Below are 17,819 nucleotides of genomic sequence, written 5' to 3'. Positions count from 1 at the left end.
GAGGCAAAGACATGTTATCCGCAAGACAGCAGAGCATATTGACGGAACTATTGGAACAACGCGGATTTGTGCCTGTGGACCGCTTTCAATCGGAGTACGGCATTTCGGCGCGGACGGTCCGCCACGATCTGCTGCAGATCGAAGACTGGCTGGCCGGATATGGCATCGGGATCGAGCGCAACCGCAAGCACGGCATTGCGCTTATCGTGGACGAGGACGGGCGGGAGAAGCTTGAGCGCCTGCTGAGAGAACGGCCGGATCATCTCGATGCGGAGCGGCGGTCCCGCTGGCTTGCCAAGCGGCTGCTCGAATCGTCCAAGCTGCGGACGGACGAGCTGCAGGAAGAGCTGAAGATCAGCAAAAGCACGCTGCTGAGCGATTTGGCGGAAGTGACCAGGCTGCTGGGCGGCAAAGACCTGAAGCTCGCCAGAGAGGGCGGATGGATTCGGGTGCTGGGGGATGAACGGAAAAAAAGATCGGCCTATCTCGAGCTGCTGCGGCTGGAGATTACGGACGAGAATGTCCTTCGGGTCGTTCTTGGGGACCGGGAAGACCGGATGGGGGGAACGAATCTGTGGAATCCTTGGTTCTCGCCGAAGGACGCGCAGTTTTTATTCGACATCGTGCGGATGCTGGAGCGTAAGCTGAACGTCGAATTTACGGATGCGGGGTATTCCGCGCTTGTGCTTCACCTGCTTATGGCTGTCGAGCGGCTGAAAAACAACCACCGCATTCAAATGGACCCCGAGCTGTTCGGCGAAGTGAGCGGAGCAGAGGAGTTCCGGGTCGTCCGACAGCTTGCGCTGCCGGAAATGGAGCGCTATTTTCAGCTTGAGGTTCCCTTGGAGGAGGCGGGCTATATTACCCAGCACATTCTGGGCGCGCAAAAAGCGCAGGATGCCAAGGCCGAGCAGTCCGTTTACGTCCAGTTGGCCAAGCGGATCGTTATGGAGGTGGAGCAGGAGCTGAACCGGCCGCTTCAGCGTACCGAACAGGTGGTGCACGGGCTGTCCGTCCATTTGAAGCCGGCGATGTACCGCGCCAAATTCGGGCTGCAGAGCGCGAATCCGCTGCTGCCGCAGCTGGAGCAGGAATATGCTTCGCTGCTCGACGTGACGCAAGAGGTGGTCAACCGGGTGCTGCAGGAGCAGGGAGTTTGCTTTGACCGGGATGAAATCGGTTACATCTCTTTGCATTTAAGCAGCGGACTGGCGCATGCCGTAAGTGCGGTCCGGAAACGGGTGGCGATCGTGTGCAGCTCCGGTCTCGGCTCGTCGGCGATTCTTCAGCGGAGGCTGGAGTCGATGTTTCCCGTGTTGGAGATTGCCGGGAGATTCGCATACAAGGAGCTCAAGCAGCTGCCGTTCGGGCAGATCGACGCGGTTTTATCGACCATCGAGATTCAACTTCCGCTTCCGGTGCCGGTGATCAAAGTATCGCCGCTGCTGAGCCCCGAGGACGAGAGCAGCATCGGACGTCTGCTCGGCGTATCTGCGCTGGGGCGGCCGATGGAAGCCGATACGCTGCAGCGGGTCGGCGAGATCGTCCGCATCGTCGAGCGGCATGCCGACGTGCGCAACCGGAACCGGCTGCTGGAGGACCTCATCCATCTGCTGCAGGGCGGAGGCGTGTCCGGCCATAAAGCGCTGCAGCGGCTGACGGATCTGCTGCCCGCCGGCTCCATCCTGCCCGGGCAAACGGTCGAAGGCTGGGAAGAGGCGGTGCGGCTCGGCAGCAGGCTGCTGCGCGAGCGGGGGATCATCGGACTTCAGTACGAAGAAAAGCTGCTTCGCATGATTGGAGAGCAGAAGCATCATTTTGTCATCGGGGAAGGCATTGCCTTTCCGCACGCTTCGCCGCAGGACGGCGTATGGGGCACCGGATTCAGCTTGGTCACGCTGGCGGAGCCTGTGCCGCTCGGACCGTCGGGGCAGCCGGTGTGGCTGCTCGTTACGCTGGCTGCGGCGGACAAGACGTCGCATTTGACCGCGTTATCCACGCTGCTCGACGTGTTTGGCGATGCGTCGTTCATGGGATTTCTGAGACGGGCCGACGATGCGGCTGCCGTATGGGATCGGTTGAAGACAAAGGAGGGCGGGACGCTTGACGCTGAAAATTAACGTGGTCTGCACAAGCGGCCTCGGTACCAGTCTGATGATCCGGATCCATCTTGAAGCGCTGCTTCGGGAGCAGGGGCTCCGCGCCGATATCGAGCACATGGATGTCGCGTCGCTCGGCTTAAGTCCGGCCGCGGACTTGATCGTTGGCGCTCACCATATCGCGGATTCTCTGCCTCCGCGGCTGCTGGAGCAAGCCGAATGGATACCGCTGGAAAATATGACGGACCGGAATTATTTGCGGACCAAGCTGATGGAGAGCCCGCGTTTTCTGGCCTGGCGGGAACGGGAGAAGGGATTGCGGGAATGAACTGGTCGCAAATTATTAATAAAGGGCTGCTTGGCGAACCGGCTTTTTTGCTCGGAGTTGTTGCCTTGATCGGACTGCTGCTTCAGAAGGCTCCGCCGCAAAAGCTGCTCAGCGGCACCATTAAAACGATGCTCGGGTATATTTTGCTGCAGATCGGAGCTTCCGCCGCCGGATCGTCGTTATCCAATCTATCGATCATCGTGCAGCGCGGGCTGCAAATGATCGGCATTATGCCGCATAACGAGACGATTGCGGGACTCGCTCAGATCAACTACGGCCGTGAGATCGCGGTCATCATGCTGATCGGTATGGCGCTTCATCTGGCCATTGCCCGCTGGACGCCATTCAAGTACGTTTTCCTTACCGGCCATCACATGCTCTTCATGGCGTCGATGCTGGCGGCTTTGCTCGATTCGGCCCATCTTCCGGCGTGGCAGCTTTACGGATGGGGCGGGCTGTTCCTGGCGCTGGCCATGTCGTTCGGACCGGCGGTGAGTCAGCGGTACGTCCGTCAAGCGACCGGCGGCAGCGAGTTTGCCATCGGGCATTTCAACAGCGCGGGCTATGTGCTCTCGGGCTTGATCGCGCAGGCGGTCGGGACGAAGGAAAAGAAGCCGATGCCGGAAGGCTTGAAACGGATTTATCCGTTTTTCCAGGACCATATGGTCGTTATCGCCGTCTTTACGCTGCTGCTGTTCGGCTTGTCCAGCTTGTTCGTGCCGGCCGAGGCGCTGTCCGAGATGTTTTCCGGGCGTCATCCCGTGGTCGTCGCGGCTATACAAGCGATTTGGTTTACGGCCGGCGTGTTCGTTATATTGTCGGGCGTGCGAATGATGCTGGCCGAGATTATCCCGGCCTTTAACGGCATTGCCGAAAAAATCGTGCCGGGAGCGATTCCGGCGCTGGATTGCCCGGTTTTGTTCACGTACGCGCCGATTGCCGCGGCGCTCGGCTTCCTGCTCAGCTTTATCGGAGGGCTTGCCGCGATGGGCACGCTCATGGCCTTCCAGTACACGGTCATCATCCCCGGCGTCATCCCGCATTTTTTCTCGGGGGGCGCTTCCGGCGTCATTGCGTATCAGGTCGGCGGCCGGAGAGGGCTGATCGTCGCGGCGCTGTGCCACGGCTTCGTCATTACGCTGCTGCCGGTCTTTTTGCTGCCGCTGCTCTCCAGCCTCGGCTTCGTCCGGGCGACGTTCGCGGATACGGACTTTGCTGTCGTGGGGCTGATTTTGAACGGCTTGCTTCGCTTGTTCGGCCTGGATGCCGCTTAAAACGGGACGCTTCCTGCTTGAGCCTCCGGTTCATGATCTTGTGGTCATGGGCCGGGGGTTTTATTTTTTGCCGTTTGATGTGGCAAAGACTTAAACTTCCCGGTTGGAAACGCTTCACTTATGATAAAGCTATCCAAACAACCGAAGGGAGTCGTTACAAAGATGAAAAAAGCACTATCCGCTACGCTCGCCGTAATCTTGACCGCATCCGTAGCTGCCGGCTGCGGCAGCGCCGACAAGCCTGCTTCCGGCGGGGCTGCACCTGCTCCGGCAGCAGGCGATGCGGCTAAAACGGACAAGTCGAAGGGCAAGCTGACCGTATACGTCGGATTCCAGGAAGACCACGCTGTCGAGGCGATGAAGCAGTTCACGAAAGACACCGGGATTCAAGCCGACATGGTCCGTATGTCCGGGGGCGAGATTCTCGCCAAAATCCGCGCGGAGAAAGACAACCCGCAGGCGGATATCTGGTACGGCGGTCCGGCGGACACGTTCGTCGCCGCGATGAACGAAGGGCTGCTCGCGCCTTACAAATCGCCGGCCGCCGAGAAGGTGGATGCCAAGTATAAAGACCCGAACGGTCATTGGACCGGAATTTATGTCGGTTTCCTCGGCTTTGCGTCGAACAAGAAGTTTCTGAAGGATCATAACCTGCAGGCGCCGCAAACGTGGGAAGATCTGCTCAATCCCGCGTATAAGGGGCAAATCGTCATGGCAAACCCGGCTTCGTCCGGCACGGCCTACAGCGCTCTCTACACGGTATTGAAAGTGAAAGGCTCGGAAGACAAAGGGTTCGATTACCTGAAAAAGCTGCACCCGCAAATTCAGCAGTATACGACCAGCGGTTCCGCTCCGGGGCGTATGGTCGGGATGGGCGAAGCGGCGGTAGGCGTACTGTTCGCGCACGACATCATCAAGTACCAAGAGGAAGGCTTCGATACGCTGGAGCTGACCATCCCTAAGGATGGGACGGGCTATGAAACCGGCGCCGTCGCGGTCATCAAAAATACGAAAAACCAAGAGCTGGCGCAAAAATTCATCGACTGGTCGCTCGGCGCAAGCGCGCAGGAAGTCGGGCAGCGCACGGGCAGCTACCAGAACTTGACGAACCCGGACGCGAAAGAGCCGGAGAAGGCGATCAAGCTGTCCGATATCAAGCCGATCCAATACGATCCTTCGGAAGCGGGCAAAGAGCGCAAGCGTCTGCTCGACAAGTGGAACAGCGAAGTGAAGAAATAATGTCCCGGGACTGTCCTTGAATTTGGGGCGGGGAAATGCAAGATTCTTTTCGGCGATGCCGTGGAGTATGTCCCTCCGGCCGCTCCTCCTCCCCAGAAAGTGAAGGAAACCTTTGAAGCAGATTCGATTACTTTCCGGGGACCCCATGTATCCGCGAAATTTCGATTAGACTTTCATGGTATTTTCACGGATTTCAAAGGCGGACGTAAACTCCTACGGGATATACTCCACTTTTTCGCAGAGAAATCTAAACATATCTTCCCGTGCCCGGGTAAATCCAAGGACCGTCCCGGCCCACCTAAGAAAGGAGCCTGTGGCCCATGTCATGGAACCGTACCGCAAGCGAGCTCCGCAGACTGACGCGGGAACCGCTGCTTTTGCTCTGCATCCTGCTCGTCATGGCGTGTCTGGCGGTATTTATTGTCTATCCGCTGTATCAAATCTTAAAAAGCAGCTTTATCAACCCGGACGGAGCGGTTTCGCTCAGCGCGTACGTGGGCGTTCTGTCAGGCGGACAGCTTTTCGAGGCATTGAAAAACTCCTTGCTGCTCGCTGTCATCGTATCCGTTCTGTCAACGGCTATCGCCTATATGTTCGCTTATACGTTCGCGTACGTGAAGGTTCCGTTCAAAAAGCTGTTTAACGCCGTCGCAATTCTGCCCGTCATCTCTCCGCCGTTCGTCATTTCGCTCTCCGCGATTTTGCTGTTCGGCAAACAGGGCTTCGTCTCCAAGCATTTGCTTGGTTTGGAGAACGCCAATATTTACGGCCTCAAAGGCCTGGTGCTCGTCCAAACGCTGACGTACTTCCCGGTTGCTTTCCTCGTGCTGGCCGGCTTGCTCCGCTCGATCAGCCCGTCGCTGGAGGAAGCGAGCATGAACATGGGCGCCGGGCGGCTGCGTACATTCTTGAACGTCACGCTGCCGCTGACGATGCCGGGGATTGCGAATGCGTTTCTGCTGGTGTTCGTTCAATCGCTGGCCGACTTCGGCAATCCGATGACGCTCGGCGGCAATTACACGACCGTCGCCCGTGAAATTTACCTGCAGGCGGTTGGCAGCTACGACATTCAAGCCGGCGCGGCGCTGGCGATGGTGCTGATGAGCATCACGTTTCTGATTTACGCGCTGCAAAAATTTTGGATCGGCAAAAAAAGCTACGTTACCGTTACAGGCAAACCTGCCCACGGCCGCCGTCTGATCGAGAAGGGAATAACCCGCCAGGCGCTGTTCGCGCTGTGCATGCTGCTGTCGGTGATCGTCATCGCGTTCTACCTGCTCGTGCCGATCGGCTCGTTCATCAAGCTGTGGGGCATTAACAACAGCTTCACGTGGGATCATTACAAGTACGTGTTCTCGCTGGGTCAAAAATCGATGAAGGACACGCTGCTGCTGTCGATCATCGCGACGCCGATTGCCGGCCTGCTCGGCATGATCATCGCCTTCCTGGTCGTCCGCAAGCAGTTCATCGGGAAAAAAGCGCTCGAATCCGTCAGCATGCTGTCCATCGCCATTCCGGGGACGGTCATCGGAATTTCGTACATTCTGGCATTCAACCAGGCTCCGCTTGCGCTTACGGGCACGGCGCTGATCATTATCGTCGCCTTCGTCGTGCGGGCCATTCCGGTCGGCATCCGGTCCGGGATCGCGTCCTTGCAGCAGATCGACCCGTCGATCGAAGAGGCGGCGACGAACTTGGGGGCCGGGCAGGCGCGCAACTTTTTCACCGTCGTTCTGCCGCTCATCAAGCCGGCCTTTTATAGCGGCCTTGTGTACGGCTTTGTCAAAAGCATGACCGCGATGAGCGCCGTCATTTTCCTCATCTCGGCCAAATACAACCTGATCACGGCGTCCATCCTCACGCAGGTGGAATCCGGACGGATTGGCGTCGCCAGCGCGTACTGCACGATTCTGATCGCGATCATGATCGCAGCCTTGCTGCTGCTTAACCTGCTGCTTCGCTTCGTCGGCGGCAGCAAAGAAAAAACGTTAATGTAGGGGGAGAACGACTTGGCAGCCAAATCGGTCACGCTCAAACAGGTTACGAAAGCTTATGCGGGCTTGGGCACCAAGCAGCCGTCCAATGCGGTATCCGATGTCAATCTGGTCATCGAAGAGGGGCAATTCGCCACGCTGCTCGGTCCGTCCGGCTGCGGCAAAACGACGACGCTGCGCATGATTGCGGGCTTCGAAGAGATTACTTCCGGTGAAATTTTGTTCGGGGACCAGCCGGTCAACGATATTCCGCCGAATAAGCGGGATTGTACGATGGTGTTTCAGTCCTACGCTTTGTTCCCGCATTTGAACGTTTGGGACAATGTCGCCTACGGGCTTAAAATCAAAAAATTCGATCAAGCCGTCATTCGGGAAAAAGTGTCGCGCGTCCTCGAAATTATGAACCTGAACGAGTATAAGGACCGCATGCCTTCCCAAATGTCCGGCGGCCAGCAGCAGCGCGTTGCGCTGGCCCGGGCGCTCGTAATGGAGCCGAGCGTGCTGCTGTTCGACGAGCCGCTGTCCAATCTCGACGCCAAGCTGCGCATCGTCATGCGCGACGAAATCCGCCGCATTCAGCGGACGCTTGGCATTACCGCGGTCTATGTCACGCACGACCAGAGCGAGGCGATGTACATGAGCGATGTCGTCATCGTTATGAACAAAGGGCGGATCGAGCAGATCGGTACGCCGCAGGAAATTTACCAACGGCCGAAGACGAAATTCGTCGCCGACTTTATCGGCTCGGCCAACTTCGTCGAAGGCAAGGTGGCACGGGTTGCCGGGGGCCGCTTGGAGATCGATACGCCAATGGGTATAATGGTAGCAGCGAACCATGCGGAAGTTACTGCGGGACAGCAGGTAGCGCTGGTCGTCCGGCCGGAATCCGTCGTCGTCTCGAAGACGGCAAACAACAACGCGGTCATTACGAAAAGCGTCTTTATGGGACAAACGCAGGAATACGAGATCGATTTCGGCGGCAAAACGTTTCAGGTCACCCAGCATAATCCGGTTGCAGGCTCGGTCTTCCCGACCGGGGAGCACGTGACGCTCGAATTTCCCGAGCATTCGATTCAAGTCGTTCCGGCCTAATCTACAGACAGCAAGGAGGCAGCAGGCATGAACAAGAGATGGCAGGGAGCATTAATCCTTATCCTTTGCGCTGCTGTGCTGGCCTCCTGCGCTTCCGAGCGCAAAGGAACGTTAACCATTTATGCAGGATTGTACGAAGACCACGCGATTAAAGTTGTGGAAGCGTTCCAGAAGGAGACGGGCATCAAAACCTCCTACGTCCGCATGTCGGGCGGAGAAATCCTGGCGCGCATACGCGCGGAGCGAAACGCCCCGAAAGCGAGCGTCTGGTACGGCGGTCCCGCCGATACGTTCGTTCAGGCCAAAGCGGAGGGGCTGCTGGCTCCCTATTTGTCGCCGAATGCCAAATGGATCGACGAGAAATACAAGGACCCGGACAATTACTGGATCGGCGTGTACGTCGGCGCTCTGGCGCTGGTCTCCAACCGCAAATGGCTGCAGGACGTAGGTCTATCCGTACCGCAAACCTGGGAGGATCTGCTCAATCCGAAGTATAAAGGCATGATCGTCATGGCCGATCCGAGATCCTCGGGTACGGCTTATACAATATTGGCCACGCTCGTACAGCTGTGGGGCGAAGAGAAAGCGTTCGACTATTTGAAGAAGCTGCAAGGGCAGGTCCGAAGCTATACGACAAGCGGGAGCACGCCCGGGCGCAGCGTCGGGATGGGCGAAGCGGGAACGGCCGTCATGTTCGCGCACGACGCCGTCAAATTTTACAAGGAAGGCTTTCGCGATCTGCTGATCCATTATCCGGGCGAAGGCACCGGATACGAAATCGGCGCGATGGGGATGATCCGTGGCGGTCCGAATGAGAAGGAAGCGCAGACTTTTATCGATTGGGCGCTCACGAAGCAGGCGCAGGAGCTCGGCAAGCAGGTCGGCAACTACCAGTGGCTGACGAACCGGGAGGCGGTATCTCCCGAGGAAGCGGTCGCTTTGGACGCGCTGAGCGTCGTGCCGTACGATCAGACATGGGCGGGGGCCAACCGCAGCCGGCTGATCGAGCGGTGGGTAAAGGAAGTGCAGGGCGGGCGATAATTCTGACAGCATGCAGCGGATTGGTGCCTTTCATTTTTTCAGACGGTTAACGCATCGGTTGACTCCATAGACCCGGCCCTCGGCCGGTTTTTTCTATTTCCTGTGGATGGGAATTTCCTATTTGCCTGCAACAATGCGCTATGTTAAACTTTAATTGGTATGTTAACATAACAAGTAAGAGGGATGAAGTAATGGGGACTCCGATCTACGAGAAAATAATCCGGCATTTGTTGAAAAAAATCGAACTCGGGCAGCTTAAGCCGAAAGAAAGAGTCCCGTCGGAAAAAGAATTGGCGGATCAATTCGGGGTCAGCCGGATCACGTCCAAAAAAGCGCTGGAGAAACTCGCACAGTACGGCGTCGTCACCAGAATCCGCGGCAAGGGGTCCTATGTTTCGGAGCATTTTGACGGCGCGCGCATCCCTGAATTCGGTCATTCTGCGGACACGGAAGACTCCTTCCGTCCGGGCAGTCCGCCCGGCGGCGCAACGGAGAAAGTAACGATCGGCATCATTGCTTCGTATTTTTCCGCTTCCTTCGGGCTCAACATCCTCCGTACGGTGGAAAAGACGCTTTCGGCGCGGAATTATCATTTAATCGTAAAATGCACGTACGGCAAGAAGGAGCTGGAGGAGCAATTCATCCGTTCGCTGCTCGACTACGGCGTAGACGGTCTGATCGTATCTCCTGTCAACGGAGAGCATTACAACGAGGAACTGTTGAAGCTGGTATATCGAAAATTTCCCCTCGTATTAATCGATAAATATCTCCCCGGGATTCCGGCTTGCTCCGTATATACCGATCACAAAGAAGCGGCCGGAGCGCTGACGGACTATTTGCTCGACCAAGGGCATGAGCAGGTTGTTTTCGTCTCGGCTCCGGCCGACAACACGTCATCGATCGAGGAGCGGATTCAGGGCTTTACCGGCGCATTTTTGAAGCGGAGGAAGGCGATCGGGGTAAACGCCATCTTCACGGACATGCCTGTCCTGAATACATCGGTCCACGAAGCGGGCGATCCACTGGAGTGGGATACCGGACCGCTGCAAGCTTTTTTGGAGCAAAACCGTTCGATTACCGCCATATTCGCTTGTGAGTACGACAATGCAATTCTCCTCTCCCATGCGCTTCGTCAGCTCGACAGCTATCGGGATTGCGAAATCGTATGCTTCGATATGATTTACTCCCGCCCCGGGGATTATCCTTTTACGCATATTCTTCAAGACGAACGGGAGATCGGACGAAAGGCGGCGGAGCTGCTGTTGGCGCAGTTGGAGCGCCGGGAGGTCCCGCTGCTGAACCCCGTCGGTTTTAAGCTAAAAATCAGACCATCCGATGTCCGGGAGGAAAAAGAATATTGATTCTCTGATATGGTATATTGGTATACCATATTTTTTTGTGAAAAAAAATCAAAAGCAATATCGGGATGGATCGATATTTTGCAACAAAAATCGCCAAAACAAGCAAATTAATATGCCTTTTGTAATAAAATCACTGAATTGACACAAATATAAGATGGTGTTAATATAATTAGCATGTTGATATATAATAGTTGGTATACCAATATGCTTTTATTTTTAGGCAAAAGGGGGAGAGCGAAGCAGGAAGCAGGCATCGTTCATTATGAAAGCCTTTACAGGTTGTGCAGCCGATTACAAAATGGGGAGGCAATCCGGTGAAACCTATGAACAAATACTTAATGGTATCGTTTGCATCGTTGATAGCGCTTTCGGCTGTTTTAATCGGATGTTCGTCGGGCAGCGGGGATTCCGGAAACGGAACCGGCGCGCGAAAAACAAAGGTGACCTTTTGGCACGGCAATACGGATACGGAGAAAGAGGCGCTTGAGAAAATCGTCAAAGCGTTCCACGAGCAGAATCCCGATATCCAAGTCGACATGACTTATATCGCCCGGCAAGGCGAAGGTCAGAACGAGAAGCTTCTGGCTGCCATCGCGGGCGGAAATCCTCCCGATGCGGCTTATTTCGACCGGTTCGAAATCGGTTCTTGGGCAGCGCGCGGGTCCTTGACCGATCTGACCGATAAAGCGAAGACCGACCAGATCAACGCCTCCGACTACTATGAATTTGCCATGGCCGAAGCGACGTACAAAGGAAAGCTGTACGGACTTCCGAACGATACGGACGCTCGGCTTTTATATTATAACAAGGATCAATTCAAGGAGGTCGGGCTGGACCCGGAACATCCTCCGAAGACGATTGCCGAGCTTGAAGCCGCGGCGGAGAAGCTGACCAAGAAGACAGGCAAGCGGTTCGAGCGGATTGGATTTATCCCTTGGTACGATCAGGGCTGGATTTATACGTGGGGCTGGGCCTTCGGCGGCGACTTCTATGACAAAACGGCCGACAAGGTAACGGCGGATCACCCGAATGTGGTCAAAGCGCTCGAATGGATGCGCGATTACGCCAAAAAATACAACATTGAGGATGTCGCCGCTTTTACCGATTCGGCGGGCTCGGGAGCAGATAATCCCTTCCTGACCGGCCAGCTTAGCATGACCGTGAGCGGCCCGTGGCGCATTGCCGGAATCAAAAAATACAAGCCGGATTTCAATTACGGCGTAACGCCGATTCCTACGCCGACTGGCGACAATTTTACGAGCTGGTCGGGCGGGTTCAGCTACATCATCCCCAAGGGCGCGAAAAATGTGGATGCCGCCTGGAAATTCATTAAATTCGCGGCCGGGAAGGACGGGCAAAAAATATTCAGCGAGACGACCGGCAATCTGGCGACCATCCAATCGGTCAACGAAGGGATTAAAGATCCGGCCACGAAGAAATTCGCGGAGATTCTTCCGCAATCCCATAACCGGCCTGTCATTTCCGCAGGTTCCTTATTGTGGAACGAATTATCCCGAGCCAGAGACAGCGCGATTCATGATAAAGGGACGCCGAAAGACATTTTGCAGGAAGTCTCTCAAAAAGTGAACTCCGAATTACATAAATAGTTTTGGAGAGGGCACGATAGAGGAGCCGCCTTCCGGCTTCTCTCCCGCTGCCGCCACAGGAGGTTCGGCGATGAAAAGACAAAGTGTGGAAGCCGGCGAAAGGCTGTACGGTTGGTTGTTTGCTTCGCCCTGGCTGATCGGCCTGTTGATCTTTTTCCTTCTCCCGCTGGCTGCTTCCATCTACTTCAGCTTTACCACCTACAGCATTTTGGAGCCGGGGGAGTTCATCGGTTTTAACAATTACCGCGAGCTGATGGAGGACAAGGTATTTTGGGCGGCAGTCTTTAATACCGTATACTTCGCCGTGTTCTTTGTTCCGCTCAGCATTGTGTCCGGCGTTCTGCTCGCCTTGTTTTTGAACATGAAGGTGAAGGGGATGGCGATTTACCGGACGATTTATTTTTTGCCGACGCTGGTTCCCCAAGTCGCTCTGGCCGTCTTGTGGATGTGGCTGCTGAATCCCCATTTCGGCCTGGTGAACGGCATGCTGGATAAGCTTGGGATCGCCGGTCCCGCTTGGCTGGGAAGCGAATTTTGGTCCAAGCCGTCCCTCATCCTGATGTCCTTGTGGGGAATCGGTCAGGCCGTGGTCATCTATTTAGCCGGTTTGCAGGATATTTCGCAGGATTACTATGACGCGGCGGAAGTGGATGGGGCCAACTGGCTGCAGAAAGTTCGAAACGTCACGCTGCCTTTGCTGACGCCGGTTATTTTTTTTAATCTGGTCATGGGCGTCATCGGGGCGTTTCAACAATTTACTTTGCCGTATACGCTCACCAAAGGGCAGGGAACGCCGGCCCATTCGCTCATGTTCTACGTCATGCATTTATATGATAACGGGTTCAAATATTTCAAAATGGGCTATGCTTCGGCGATGGCCTGGCTCCTGTTCTTGGCGATCATGCTGCTGACGGGAATCTTATTTGCGACCTCCAAGCGGTGGGTTCATTATCAGGGGAAATGAGGAGGCGAGTCCACGGTGAACCAAAAATTGAAGAGCAGGCTGGCGAGCGTGTCGGCCCATGCGGTTTTGCTTCTGGCTTCCGTCTTTTTCATTACGCCGTTTATATGGCTGGTCTCTACCTCGCTCAAGCCGTCTACGCAAATATTCACCTGGCCTCCGGAGTGGATTCCGAAGCCGTTTACGTGGAAAAATTACTCTGACGCCATGGTGTACATCCCGTTCTTCACCTATCTCAAGAACACGGTTGTCATTACCGTTCTAAGCACGGCGGGCGCGGTCCTCTCGTGTCCGTTAATCGCCTACAGCTTCGCCAAACTGAGATGGAACGGCAAAAAAGCGCTGTTCGCGCTTACGGTAGCGGTGATGATGATTCCCGGTCAGGTGACGATGATTCCGTTATTCGTGTTGTTTAACAAGCTGGGATGGGTCGGCACGCCGCTGCCTTTAATCGTTCCCTTGTTCTTCGGCGCTCCGTTTTTTATTTTTTTGCTCAGGCAGTTTTTCCTCGGGCTTCCGGATGAATTGCTGGATGCGGCCAGAATCGACGGGGCGCACGAATTCACGATTTATTGGAAGGTCATTCTTCCGTTAGCCAAACCTGCCGTTTTGTCGGTTGCGCTGTTTCAATTTATGAACAGCTGGACGGATTTTATCGGTCCCTTGCTTTACTTGACGAATGAAGCCTCGTATACGATGTCGCTCGGGCTTCAGCAGTTTCAGAATCAGAAGGGGTCGGAGTGGGGGCTCATGATGGCGGTGGCTACGATGATGACGGTTCCCGTCGTGATTTTGTTTTTCTTCACCCAGAAAAAATTTATTCAGGGAATTACGTTTTCAGGAATTAAGGGGTAACTGATTCGCTGGGACTTGTGCTGTGTAATAATAAAAAGATCGCTCATTACCGAAGCAGAGCGATCTTTTCGTTAAAGCCTATATAGATGAAGCATTTTTACAATTTCATGTTGCTGCTGTGACCCGGAGACAGCTTGGCTGTCGGATCGATGTACACCTTCGCGTTATTGATGGCGGTCGGCGCTTCGCCGAAGCCGACAGCGATGAGCTTCAGCTTGCCGGGGTACGTCGTAATATCGCCGGCAGCGAAAATGCCCGGGATGCTGGTTTCCATCCGCGAGTCGACGACGATGGAGCCGTTGTCGATGTTGAGTCCCCATTCGGCGATCGGGCCGAGGGAGGAAACGAAGCCGAAGTTGACGATCACTGCATCGACATCGATGACGCGCTCTTCGCCCGACTTGCAGTTGGCCAGCGTGACTTGCTCGATTTGGTCGCGGCCTTCGAGCTTCTTGATTTCGGTCGGAGTGATAACTTCCACCTTGGACTTCATCAGATTCTCGACGCTGTGCTCATGCGCGCGGAATTTGTCGCGGCGGTGAATCAGCGTGACCTTCTCCGCGATCGGTTCCAGCATCAGAGCCCAGTCTACCGCGGAATCGCCCCCGCCGCTGATCAGTACCTTTTGGCCTGCGAAGCGGTGAAGGTCGCTGACGAAGTAGTGCAGATTTTTCTTCTCGTACTGCGCGGCTTCCGGGAGTTCAAGCTTTCTCGGTTCGAACGCGCCGACGCCTCCGGTAATGATGACCGCTTTAGATTGATGCACGCCTTTGTCCGTCGTAACTTCGAACAGGCGCTCGTCTTTTTTCTCCACCTTCATTACCTTTTCTTCCAGGCAGATGGAGAGCGGGAAATGCTTCATTTGCGCTTCCAAATTATTCACAAGCTCTTGCGCCGTTACCTTCGGAAAGCCGGCTACGTCATAGATGTATTTCTCCGGATAAAGCGCTGCGAGCTGACCGCCCAGTTGTGGCATGCTTTCAATCAATTTAACGGAAGCTTGGCGCATTCCTCCGTAAAACGCCGCAAACATCCCTGCCGGGCCGCCGCCCACGATAATAATGTCGACGATTTCGCTGCTCATGGTGGGTCAAACACCTCCGAAACATAGTAAAGTCCATTCTAATTATAATCGTACGGTTACGGCATGAAAATATAAATTAAACTTTTCAATGAGTGATATAATTAATTAGCCTGATAAAGTTTTTATATGGCAAAAGGCAGCAGCCGAAGGAATCGAGGGGATACCATGGTTAGTTTGGCGATTTTCTTGGGTTTTTAAACAAAATAAAACTTGCTATTTGCCTCGTATCATTATATTATTGCATTTGAATTGGTTAAAACTGTGGTATAAATACACATCATTTGCTTATATTTTCAAACGCCGGAGGGAACCCTGTAGGAAGGAAAACCATTTTTCGGCGTTGCTTGTGTAAAATTTCACAAACAGTTTTCAAACTCATATACTATATAGAAAAATATGTGATGGAAGGGATAGAACCATGAGTCGAATTCCAAGAATAGTCATTTTAGGCGCAGGCTACGGCGGTATCGTAACGGCTATTCGTTTGCAAAAAGAGCTGAATTATAATGAAGCCGACGTCACGCTCGTAAACAAACACGACTATCATTACATTACGACCCATCTGCATATGCCTGCTGCAGGGACAGATAATCCGGAAAATGCACGCGTGAACATTCTCAAGCTGATCGACGAGTTCAAGATCGATTTCGTGAAATCGACCGTTGTTCAAATTCGGCCGCAAGAGAAAAAAGTCATTCTGGAAGAGGGCACGCTCTCTTACGATTACCTGGTCATCGGCCTGGGCGGCGAACCGGAAACGTTCGGCATTCCGGGGCTGAAGGAATATGCGATGAATATTCGCTCCATCAACAGCGTCCGCTTCATCCGCGAGCACGTCGAGTACCAATTCGCGAAGTTCAAGCGCGAGCCTTCCCGCACCGATTATCTGACTTTCGTTGTGGGCGGCGCCGGCTTCACCGGGATCGAGTTTGTCGGTGAATTGGCCGACCGGATTCCGGACCTGTGCAAAGAATTCGACGTGGATCCATCCCTCGTAAAAATATATAACATCGAAGCGGCTCCGACGGCGCTTCCGGGCTTCGATCCCGAGCTTGTGGAGTACGCGATGAACGTATTGAAAAACAAAGGCGTCACGTTCAAAATCGCGACCGCCATCAAAGAGTGCACCCCGGACGGCGTCGTGCTTGCAACCGGTGAAGAAATCAAATCCGCTACCGTGATCTGGACAGGCGGCATTCGCGGCAACCATATGCTGGAGGAAGCCGGCTTCGAGACGATGCGCGGCCGCATCAAGGTCGACGATACGCTGCATGCTCCGGGGCATGACAACATCTACGTGCTCGGCGATTGCTCGATCGTGATGAGCCCGGAAGGCCGTCCGTATCCGCCAACGGCGCAAATCTCGATGCAGCAAGCCGAGGTGTGCGCGCACAATCTGGTAGCGCAAATCCGCGGCTCCGAGCTGAAAAAGTTCGAGTATAAACCGAAAGGCACCGTAGCCTCTCTCGGACGCGGCGAAGCGATCGGGATCGTCGGCTCCAAGAAGATCAAGGGCGGCACGGCGGCCGTGATGAAAAAGCTCATCGACCTGCGCTACTTGTACATTATCGGCGGTATTCCGCTTGTGCTGAAGAAAGGCCGCTTCTAGACCGATGCGCAACTGCAGCATTCAGGTTCGGGGGTTGCTGACCCGTGAGGAGCTTGACCGGTACAACGCCCTCCTTGAAGTAGGTCATTACCTCGAATCGCAGAACCGTTACGACCTGTCGTATATCGTGCAGAAAGAAATCGACATCCTCATTCTTCCGGCCATCGAGCGGCTGAAGGAAAAATCGCGGCAGCGCGACCGGGATACGGAAGAGTACTTGCGGCGCAAAGAGCTGGAGCTCTTGGACGAGGATGACGAATAAACGAGCAAACCCTTGCAGCTTTCGTTTCGGCGAATGCCAGCAAGGGTTTTTTTGGGCTGATGGGCCCGTTACAGCTTCAGCATCGAAGCCATTTTCTCTTGATTCAGCAAGTTGCCGACATAGAAATCGCCGAACTCCCCGAAGCGGGCGCTCGTTTCGTCAAAGCGCATTTCATGGACGATTCTCTTGAATTGCAGCGCATCGTCCGCGAACAGCGTAACGCCCCATTCCCAATCGTCGAGACCGATGGAGCCGCCGATGATTTGCTTCACTTTGCCGGCATAATTGCGGCCGATCATGCCGTGTCCGCGCATAAAGTTGCGGCGGTCTTCGGCAGGCAGCATATACCAGTTGTCGTTGCCCTCGCGCTTCTTGTTCATCGGGTAGAAGCAGATATGTCCCGCTTTCGGCAGGATCGGTTTGAGGCGCGCAACCACATCCGGGTCCTGCATCGGATCGGTTCCCGGCTTGGCCATATAAGCGCCGAGCTCGACCACGGAGACGTAAGAATACGTCGGAATCGTCACTTGCGCGAACATGGATTTGTTAAACTCGGTTTCCAGCTCGTTCAATTCTTCCAGCGTTTCACGCAGATGCATGAAGACGAAATCGGCTTTTTGTCCGACAATGGAATAAAACGCGGTGCTGCCCTGCTTCTGGTCCTCGGTGCTCTGGTATTTGCCGAGCAGGGTGTACAGCTCGTCCTCGGCGCGCGCTCTTTCTTGGGCGGTCAAGCTTTTCCAGGCGTTCCAATCGATAGCGCGGAAATCATGCAAGCTATACCAGCCATCCAATGGATGTACGACTTCACTCATTAACGGACACTCCCTTATTCCTTCAATATGGGCACTGCTGCCAGCTGCTTGTTTTATTGTAGCGAAATCGGCCGCAAAGGGCAAATGCGGGTGCGTGACGAAACGGTAAACTTTTTGTGAACGGCTTCCCGGAAAAAATGCTATTACAATTCGGAGCCCGTATGCCGATGTACCTGTTAAAGGAGGCGTCCGTCATGA

The 17,819-nt window shown here is 54.8% G+C and carries 15 protein-coding genes; 13 read left to right on the top strand and 2 right to left on the bottom strand.

What is annotated here, in order from left to right; all coding sequences use genetic code 11:
* The first annotated feature begins 11 nt into the window (after window positions 1-11).
* The 11 genes from PEH01S_RS05745 to PEH01S_RS05695 all read left to right on the top strand — a co-directional run bounded on the left by PEH01S_RS05745 (window position 12) and on the right by PEH01S_RS05695 (window position 13,851).
* On the top strand, window positions 12-2,120 hold the full coding sequence (locus PEH01S_RS05745; RefSeq protein ID WP_127484233.1) for a BglG family transcription antiterminator: 2,109 nt from the start codon (window positions 12-14) through the stop codon (window positions 2,118-2,120).
* Window positions 2,104-2,427 (top strand): PTS sugar transporter subunit IIB, encoded by a 324-nt coding sequence (locus tag PEH01S_RS05740; RefSeq protein ID WP_025850104.1) that lies wholly within the window; start codon window positions 2,104-2,106, stop codon window positions 2,425-2,427. Before PEH01S_RS05745 ends, PEH01S_RS05740 begins: the two co-directional genes overlap by 17 nt.
* On the top strand, window positions 2,424-3,701 hold the full coding sequence (locus PEH01S_RS05735) for a PTS ascorbate transporter subunit IIC (RefSeq protein WP_127484232.1): 1,278 nt from the start codon (window positions 2,424-2,426) through the stop codon (window positions 3,699-3,701). The genes PEH01S_RS05740 and PEH01S_RS05735 overlap by 4 nt, the downstream gene beginning before the upstream one ends.
* Before the next feature lie 162 nt (window positions 3,702-3,863).
* A complete protein-coding gene (locus PEH01S_RS05730) occupies window positions 3,864-4,940 on the top strand; it encodes an ABC transporter substrate-binding protein (RefSeq protein WP_025850106.1) in 1,077 nt (358 codons plus the stop codon).
* A 320-nt stretch (window positions 4,941-5,260) separates the two neighbouring features.
* On the top strand, window positions 5,261-6,937 hold the full coding sequence (locus PEH01S_RS05725) for an ABC transporter permease (protein WP_127484231.1): 1,677 nt from the start codon (window positions 5,261-5,263) through the stop codon (window positions 6,935-6,937).
* 12 nt (window positions 6,938-6,949) lie between these two features.
* A complete protein-coding gene (locus PEH01S_RS05720; protein WP_025850108.1) occupies window positions 6,950-8,026 on the top strand; it encodes an ABC transporter ATP-binding protein in 1,077 nt (358 codons plus the stop codon).
* A gap of 27 nt (window positions 8,027-8,053) precedes the next feature.
* The gene (locus tag PEH01S_RS05715) at window positions 8,054-9,067 is read left to right on the top strand and encodes an ABC transporter substrate-binding protein (RefSeq protein ID WP_127484230.1); all 1,014 of its coding nucleotides are present in this window, start codon (window positions 8,054-8,056) and stop codon (window positions 9,065-9,067) included.
* 191 nt (window positions 9,068-9,258) lie between these two features.
* Window positions 9,259-10,428 carry a GntR family transcriptional regulator gene (locus PEH01S_RS05710; protein WP_164827688.1) on the top strand — a complete coding sequence of 390 codons (1,170 nt, stop codon included), beginning with the start codon at window positions 9,259-9,261 and terminating at the stop codon, window positions 10,426-10,428.
* Between the two features lie 323 nt (window positions 10,429-10,751).
* Entirely contained in the window at window positions 10,752-12,035 is a 1,284-nt protein-coding gene (locus PEH01S_RS05705; RefSeq protein WP_127484255.1) for an ABC transporter substrate-binding protein, read from the top strand.
* A 70-nt stretch (window positions 12,036-12,105) separates the two neighbouring features.
* Window positions 12,106-12,999, top strand: a complete 894-nt coding sequence (locus tag PEH01S_RS05700; protein WP_025850112.1) for a carbohydrate ABC transporter permease — start codon at window positions 12,106-12,108, stop codon at window positions 12,997-12,999.
* Window positions 13,000-13,014: 15 nt separating this feature from the next.
* The gene (locus PEH01S_RS05695) at window positions 13,015-13,851 is read left to right on the top strand and encodes a carbohydrate ABC transporter permease (RefSeq protein ID WP_025850113.1); all 837 of its coding nucleotides are present in this window, start codon (window positions 13,015-13,017) and stop codon (window positions 13,849-13,851) included.
* A 97-nt stretch (window positions 13,852-13,948) separates the two neighbouring features.
* Here the strand turns inward: PEH01S_RS05695 and PEH01S_RS05690 are convergent, their stop codons facing one another.
* Window positions 13,949-14,935: an NAD(P)/FAD-dependent oxidoreductase gene (locus tag PEH01S_RS05690; RefSeq protein ID WP_025850114.1), complete on the bottom strand. Its 987-nt coding sequence runs from the start codon at window positions 14,933-14,935 to the stop codon at window positions 13,949-13,951.
* 418 nt (window positions 14,936-15,353) lie between these two features.
* Between PEH01S_RS05690 and PEH01S_RS05685 the strand changes: the two genes are divergently transcribed.
* Window positions 15,354-16,544 carry an NAD(P)/FAD-dependent oxidoreductase gene (locus PEH01S_RS05685; protein ID WP_025850115.1) on the top strand — a complete coding sequence of 397 codons (1,191 nt, stop codon included), beginning with the start codon at window positions 15,354-15,356 and terminating at the stop codon, window positions 16,542-16,544.
* Window positions 16,545-16,548: 4 nt separating this feature from the next.
* A complete protein-coding gene (locus PEH01S_RS05680) occupies window positions 16,549-16,806 on the top strand; it encodes a hypothetical protein (protein WP_010493665.1) in 258 nt (85 codons plus the stop codon).
* A 68-nt stretch (window positions 16,807-16,874) separates the two neighbouring features.
* Here PEH01S_RS05680 and hemQ read toward each other — a convergent pair whose 3' ends face one another.
* Entirely contained in the window at window positions 16,875-17,621 is a 747-nt protein-coding gene (gene hemQ, locus PEH01S_RS05675) for a hydrogen peroxide-dependent heme synthase (RefSeq protein WP_025850116.1), read from the bottom strand.
* Window positions 17,622-17,819 lie beyond the last annotated feature (198 nt).

The organism is Paenibacillus ehimensis NBRC 15659 (assembly GCF_004000785.1).
GTDB lineage: Bacteria > Bacillota > Bacilli > Paenibacillales > NBRC-103111 > Paenibacillus_G > Paenibacillus_G ehimensis.
The sequence above is the reverse complement of the archived record's forward strand: the minus strand, read 5'-3'. Positions and strand labels throughout refer to the sequence as shown.